Raw genomic sequence first — 6,104 nt, forward strand, 5'->3', positions numbered from 1 at the left:
ATCCTCCTGGCAACATACCATTCGGGAACTTACTACTTAACTTTTACTAATTTTCTGAAAAGGGGGGGAATTTACTGTTTACGTTGGTTAGAAAAGGGAATGTTTTTAATTCTCGGAGTTGTCTTTTTAATAATAGTGGGTTTCAAAAAAATTTATACTATGTTTTGATTTAATGTTTTGTAGGAGGAGTTTCGGAATTGGTCACATCCGCCTATATTCTTATTAAGACTGCTTCTGGTTTTGAGAAAAAAATTCTATCTACCTTAAAGGAATTCGGCTCTATAGAGAACGCAGATCTGGTCTATGGACTGTATGATATAATACTTAAGGTGAGTATAAACAGTTCGGAAGAATTGGACTCGTTCATTTTCGATGTTTTAAGACCCATGGAGGGAATAGTTGAAACCATGACCTGCATCATTGCACCCGAAAAATAATACCAGAAAGAAAAAATCGCCGCAACAGTCCTCCACATTTTTTTAATCTCTGGTATAGTTTGAAATTATTGAATCTGGGAAAATTTTTGCTACCAGCGATAGGCAAATAGTTCAGAGTCCATAAATTTTTTAGCCCATTTAACGTACACCACTTTCTCATCCTTTTCAATTTCTCTGGTATCCATTTTTTCTTCCGGTTTTTTGAGAAATTTTGACGCTCTTAGCATACCAAGCCAGGTATCTAGGTTTTTCTCAGCTTCTTCGGGAGAAATCTTGCCTCTCTCTATATCACTTATAACTCTGAGAATTTCGTTTTCCAAGAGTCTGGAGAGGGTGGCACCAAAAATGATATCCCTGCTAGTTAAGTTCCCCTTAATTTCACGATCTTCGAACTCATCCACAATTGACTCCAACTTGACTTCTTTACCCTTAATACAGATAGACTCTGGAACAGTGGCGTTTGTGTAAGAAAAGGGGCTTGAAAGTTTATGAATAACCCTCTCTTTCTTAGATTTCCACATACAATCACAGACTATTAATAATCGCGAAAAATAGAAAAAAGTTTCCAATTATCTCGTATCCACATCTTACTTTTTTAAAAAACTTATTTAACTAACTTTAGTGCTTTAAAATTTATCAAATTCTTTAAAACTTTTAATAATTGGATAAAATATTAGTCAAATTTCAATATTTTATTACAATGGCTTATATTAAATTTCGAGCAAAATTAGAACAAAAATTTTTATAAATATGTATAATAAACTTATTTTAATACTCCAATGCATCAATGAGAAAACAATTGAGAAACAAGTAGCAAAAGAGTATTAAATTCATGAAAGGTGTTGAAAATGGCTGAATCAGACGAAAACACTGTGTTTGTCGGAAATAGAAAACCAACCATGAACTATGTTCTGGCAGTAATAACCCAATTCAATAAGGGAACAAAAGAAGTTTCAATCAAAGCCCGAGGAAGGGCGATAAGCCGAGCCGTAGACGTAGCAGAAATCACGAGAGAAAGATTTCTCTCAGACCTAAAAGTGAAAAGCATAGAAATCGGCACCGAATCCATCGAAAACGAACGAGGACAAAGCAACGTATCCGCAATGACCATAACACTCTCAAAGTAAAACCACCAAAAAACCCAACCAAAACAAACAAAGACCACATAAAAACAGAGAAAAACCAAAAGAATTCTCGCAAAAAAAATAGAGAGAAACAGTAACAAACAAGTTCCCAGAGAAAAATTGAGAAAGGTGTGGAAGGGCAAATAAATAATCAGCCCTTTTCATTTTATTTTCTTTTATTCTAATTCTAATTTTTTATTTCCTACAAATATGCTTGTTTTTTATGGAATGTATAGTATTAGGACAGCGATAACAGTTATCAGTACAACTGCTAAAAGTATGATTCCAAGAGGTTTCCCATAAATCTGCCTCAGCCTTGTGTAAATATAATCAGTATCCCAATTAAGGTTAGCAAAATATTTGATTTTTGAGAGGTCATATAGGGGTTCGTAATGCTAAAAAGTTAAAAAAAAATCTCTATAGTGCCTTGAAAAGTTTTTGAAACAAAACGACTGCGAAATCTGCCTTTTTATGGCTTCTTTTCGGTAAAGGAGCTTTTCTTCACAGTCAAAATGATTCAAAAACTTCGCTAAATACTATAAAAAAATAGGCAGGAAAATAAAAAGAAAAAATTAAACTAAATCACACACTACTAGTTTCAGCAGCAACCGCCTCTTCCTCCGGAGTCTTCTCCTTCTGATGAACCGCCTTCGTAAAAGTCCTCGCCAACTCACTGTACCAGTTAAGAAGCTTACCCAAATCAGTAGCCTTAAAGTACACGCCACCAGTCACGGTAGCAATGTTCTCCATCAAACGGTCGTTAACCTCACCGCCCAGACCCACCGTGTACAAGACCACATTGGAAAGTTGCGCAAGTTCCCTCTCTACAATGGACATCACAGCCTCCTCAGTATCCGTACCCTGCGGAAAACCATCGGTCAGGAAGATAATCATGTTCTGTCCACCGCTCTTAAACGACTTCTTAAGAAGACCTATCGCCTTACGAAGGGCATCACTCATGTTAGTATAGCCACCCGTCTTATAAGCGACTTCGGTTAGTATGGTGTCTGCTACTTGGTCTATTTTTCCGGTGGTGGCGTCGTAGTATTCGTTTCCGTCGAATTTTACGATTTTGGCTTCGTCGTGGTAGGTGGCTATGGCTACTTTTTCTCCGTATCCTCTTCCTACTTTTTCTGCTAGGTAGAGTAGTGAGGCGAATGCTGCTCCGTGTCTTCTTTTTACTTCGTCTCCTTCTTCGAATTTGGAGAGGAAGCTTGAGATTTGTTCGGATTCGAGTAGGCTGACTATTCCTTCTCTTGCGGGTGCTATGTTTACTACTTTCATGTCTTTGGTGCTCATGCTTCCTGATACGTCGATGAGTAGTATGGCGTTGAAGGGCATGGCTGGTCCTATGGGTACGATTTCGGCTCTTTCGATTTCGGGCCAGTTGACTATGGCGAATTCTTGTCCTTTGAGGTCGGGGTCTGTGTTTTCTATGCTGATGTTGGATTCGAGGTCTTTCCATCGGAGTTTCATTTTTTTGAAGATGACTCTTTTGTTTAGGAGTTTTTTGAGTTCGTTTCTTCTTTCTTGGGCTTGTTTGAATACGTCTTCTGGTGATTGTCCGCTGAGGGGTTCTACGCCGATTATTATTCTTCTTAGGGGTTGTAGTTTTCCGGTGTAGTTTTTGACTGTGACTGTGAAGCCTTCGTCGAGTCCGCTGGATTCTACTAGGGTGGAGTCGATTTTTATTTTGTTTTTCTCAACTTTTTTGTCGGTGTATACTGGTGCGGCGCCGAAGTTTCCGGTGGTGGGGTCTTCGAATAGTATTATGTTTCCTTCGTAGATTCCTTCGGTTTTTGCGGTTTCGGGGTGGATGTATGCTGCGCCTTCGGTTTCGCCTGCTTTTACTATTTCGAGTTCCATTTTTATGACCTCGCATTCTCGTTGTTGAGAGTGTTTTTGCTTTAATTTCTATTTGAATTTGGGGATTAATAAATGCTTTTCATTCGGGTTTGTTTTTTGGAATGTGGGGCTTTTTTGAGCGGGGGTTGTGGTTTTTTGGTGGTTGTTGAATAACAAAAGAGTTATAATTACTTTTTCTCATAGATTTTTATCAAAAATTGGAAATTTTTATGCATACAGGTTTTGAAGGTGAGGTGAGCCCTATGAGCTTTGAGAGAGTTAGGGATTTTTTAACTAAGGAGCCGGTTGATGTTAAGAGGATTCCAAAGTCTACGCCGCAGATTATTGTGGGTATTAGTTCTGAAATTGGTAAGTTGTTGAAGGATCATGGTGTGAAGAATGTTAAGAAGCTTTCCCAGCAGGATTCTCGGGCTCTTAGTCAATTAACTGGTATTGGTAGGTCTCAGCTGGAGAAGTGGATTTTTGCTGCGAAAATACTGGTGGCGGTGAGTGGGGATAAATTTAGGGACGAGAAAAAGATTATTTTGGCTGGTCTTGATAATTCGGGTAAGACCTCGATTTTAAACGCTTTAAAAATATGCGGTGCGGCTTCGAAGAATGGGCAGGAGACTCTTAGTGAGTTGAGGCCTACTGAGGGGCTTCAGAGAGAGGAAATGGGTTTATTTGGCTGGATTAAGGCGGATTTTTATGATTTGGGTGGTTTGGAGCAGTATCGGGTGAAGTATTTTGAGGATAAGAGTGTGGTTTTTGGTGGTACTGATTTATTGATTTTTGTGGTTGATGCTCAGGATTATGGTCGATATAATGCCGCTCTGGACTATCTTAATGGTATTCTTGAAGTTTATGGTTCTTTGTGTGAGATTCCTTATACTGCGGTTTTTCTAAATAAGCTGGATGCTGAAGTGTCGATGCCACCCGATTATGGAGAGAGGTTGGATTTACTGAAAAAGAATATTGCTAAGATTTTTAGAAAGCATCGCTCTGATCGATTCCATGTCGATGTTACGAGTGTTTTTGAAACTGAGAAACTGTTTTTAAGTTTTTCAACTGCTTTAAGAAAAATTGCGGGCGCTACGCCGGTGATTGAGGGTATACTGAGAGACTATGGAGATCTATTGGAGAGCAAGGATCTTATGCTGTTTGATGATAAGGCGCTGTTGATTGCGGATTATACTTCAAGCTTTCGAAATGTGCTTTTGACAACCACCATGAGGATGATTTGGCTTCGAGAAATGTTAACTAAAAATTACTCCATGAAAGCTAGCACAATGACCGTGGAGTTGGGTCCGGATGCAATTATTGTTTGCAAGCCTACAGACTGGGACGATAAAACAGTCTACATAGCCGGAGTGTTGTCGTCTACCGAAAAGAGCGGTGTACTAAGTATCCTGGGAGAGGAACTCCAGCCCTGGATACGCAACATAGGAGTAATCTAAAGCAAAATCAGAGCAGGAAAAAAGTTCCTTAAAGGATCGGTTCTCATTCCTTCTCCATTTCTACTAATATTTTTATTGCCTCTGAATCTCTTGCATGTTCAAACGCTTTTAAAATGTCTTTGAAGGGATACTTGGCTGTTATCAAAGATTCTGTGTCGATAAGTCCTTGTTCCAGTAGTCTTATTGCTGGTTCGAATGGACCGCACCTTGAGCCTATTATGTTAATCTCATCTACCACAATCTCTGACCAATTCAACTCTAAATTCTGATGGTAAGTGCTCTTAGCAACTATAGTTCCTGCGGAGCGAACCAATCTTTTTGCTAGATTGTAACCATTGGGGTTACCAGTACACTCAATCACTAAATCCGCCTTGTTTTCAGGGAGGTTACCCAGAGTGGTTGTTTTAACACCCTGTCGTTCTGCGATTCTTAACTTGTTTTCGTGTTTTCCCACCAGTACCAAGTCGCAGCCAGTGAGTCTTAGAACCTGTGAAACTAGTAAGCCGAGTTTTCCATCACCAAGAACATAAACTTTCCAAGTGGGTTTAATGTGTGTCTGCATCAATATTTCCAAGGATGCTGCCAGAGGCTCTACGAACACCGCTTGATCATCACTAACCCATTTAGGAACAGTGTGGACATTCTCCTGAGGTAAGGTAACATACTCGGCAAAAGCACCACCTGCGTTTTGGATACCCAAAACACTCCTATTGGGACAATGTCTCTGCCTCCCCATCACACAGTATTCACAGGAACCACATGCGAAATTTATTTCACCCACTATACGCTTTCCCAAAAATTTCTCATCGCTAGACTCCTCAACCACACCTACAAACTCATGCCCCGGAACACCGCTGAAACCCATATATCCTTCAACTAGTTCCAAATCTGTTTTACAGACTCCAACCACACTAGGTTTAACTAAAACCCAACCAGGTTTTACCTCGGGTTTATGATAATCCTCAACAACTTTTATTTCCCTATTCTCAATTAGCAAAGCCCTCAAAACAAACACATCCCAATTTTTCATTCATTATTACAGTTTTAAATAAAAACTATAATAAAACCATATTGATAAATTCAGCTATCCATCTTCCAGACAAAGGAATATAAATTACTTATTATGAAAATATTTATGGAGTGTGATATTTTGGCTAAGATGCCAAAAGAAGTTATGGAATTGTTCAATAACCGTTGTCCGAAACTTACCCATTTAGGACACCGCCTAAATGGTGTTCGGT

Annotated in this window: 6 protein-coding genes; 3 read left to right on the forward strand and 3 right to left on the reverse strand. The window is 39.1% G+C overall.

Going from position 1 to position 6,104, the window contains the following annotated elements; translation table 11 throughout:
* Window positions 1-197: 197 nt before the first annotated feature.
* Window positions 198-437 carry an Lrp/AsnC ligand binding domain-containing protein gene (locus ACUVXA_RS14485; protein WP_445871991.1) on the forward strand — a complete coding sequence of 80 codons (240 nt, stop codon included), beginning with the start codon at window positions 198-200 and terminating at the stop codon, window positions 435-437.
* A gap of 89 nt (window positions 438-526) precedes the next feature.
* Here ACUVXA_RS14485 and ACUVXA_RS14490 read toward each other — a convergent pair whose 3' ends face one another.
* Window positions 527-958: a DUF5788 family protein gene (locus tag ACUVXA_RS14490; protein ID WP_445871992.1), complete on the reverse strand. Its 432-nt coding sequence runs from the start codon at window positions 956-958 to the stop codon at window positions 527-529.
* 327 nt (window positions 959-1,285) lie between these two features.
* Between ACUVXA_RS14490 and albA the strand changes: the two genes are divergently transcribed.
* Window positions 1,286-1,564 (forward strand): DNA-binding protein Alba, encoded by a 279-nt coding sequence (gene albA / locus ACUVXA_RS14495; protein ID WP_445871993.1) that lies wholly within the window; start codon window positions 1,286-1,288, stop codon window positions 1,562-1,564.
* A 579-nt stretch (window positions 1,565-2,143) separates the two neighbouring features.
* On the opposite strand, the gene ACUVXA_RS14500 is transcribed toward albA, so the two are convergent.
* Window positions 2,144-3,427: a VWA domain-containing protein gene (locus tag ACUVXA_RS14500; RefSeq protein WP_445871994.1), complete on the reverse strand. Its 1,284-nt coding sequence runs from the start codon at window positions 3,425-3,427 to the stop codon at window positions 2,144-2,146.
* 242 nt (window positions 3,428-3,669) lie between these two features.
* Here ACUVXA_RS14500 and ACUVXA_RS14505 point away from each other — a divergent pair, with 242 nt between their 5' ends.
* Window positions 3,670-4,863, forward strand: coding sequence for an ADP-ribosylation factor-like protein (locus tag ACUVXA_RS14505; RefSeq protein WP_445871995.1), 1,194 nt, complete (start codon window positions 3,670-3,672; stop codon window positions 4,861-4,863).
* Between the two features lie 43 nt (window positions 4,864-4,906).
* Here ACUVXA_RS14505 and ACUVXA_RS14510 read toward each other — a convergent pair whose 3' ends face one another.
* On the reverse strand, window positions 4,907-5,878 hold the full coding sequence (locus tag ACUVXA_RS14510) for an MDR/zinc-dependent alcohol dehydrogenase-like family protein (RefSeq protein ID WP_445871996.1): 972 nt from the start codon (window positions 5,876-5,878) through the stop codon (window positions 4,907-4,909).
* Window positions 5,879-6,104 lie beyond the last annotated feature (226 nt).

The sequence above is a fragment of the Candidatus Jordarchaeum sp. genome, assembly GCF_052745115.1.

Excerpts from the sequence above, each read along its gene's own strand:
- ACUVXA_RS14490 (WP_445871992.1), bottom strand. The coding sequence starts at position 958 with ATGTGGAAATCTAAGAAAGAGAGGGTTATTCATAAACTTTCAAGCCCC.
- albA (WP_445871993.1), top strand. The coding sequence starts at position 1,286 with ATGGCTGAATCAGACGAAAACACTGTGTTTGTCGGAAATAGAAAACCA.
- ACUVXA_RS14500 (WP_445871994.1), bottom strand. The coding sequence starts at position 3,427 with ATGGAACTCGAAATAGTAAAAGCAGGCGAAACCGAAGGCGCAGCATAC.
- ACUVXA_RS14505 (WP_445871995.1), top strand. The coding sequence starts at position 3,670 with ATGAGCTTTGAGAGAGTTAGGGATTTTTTAACTAAGGAGCCGGTTGAT.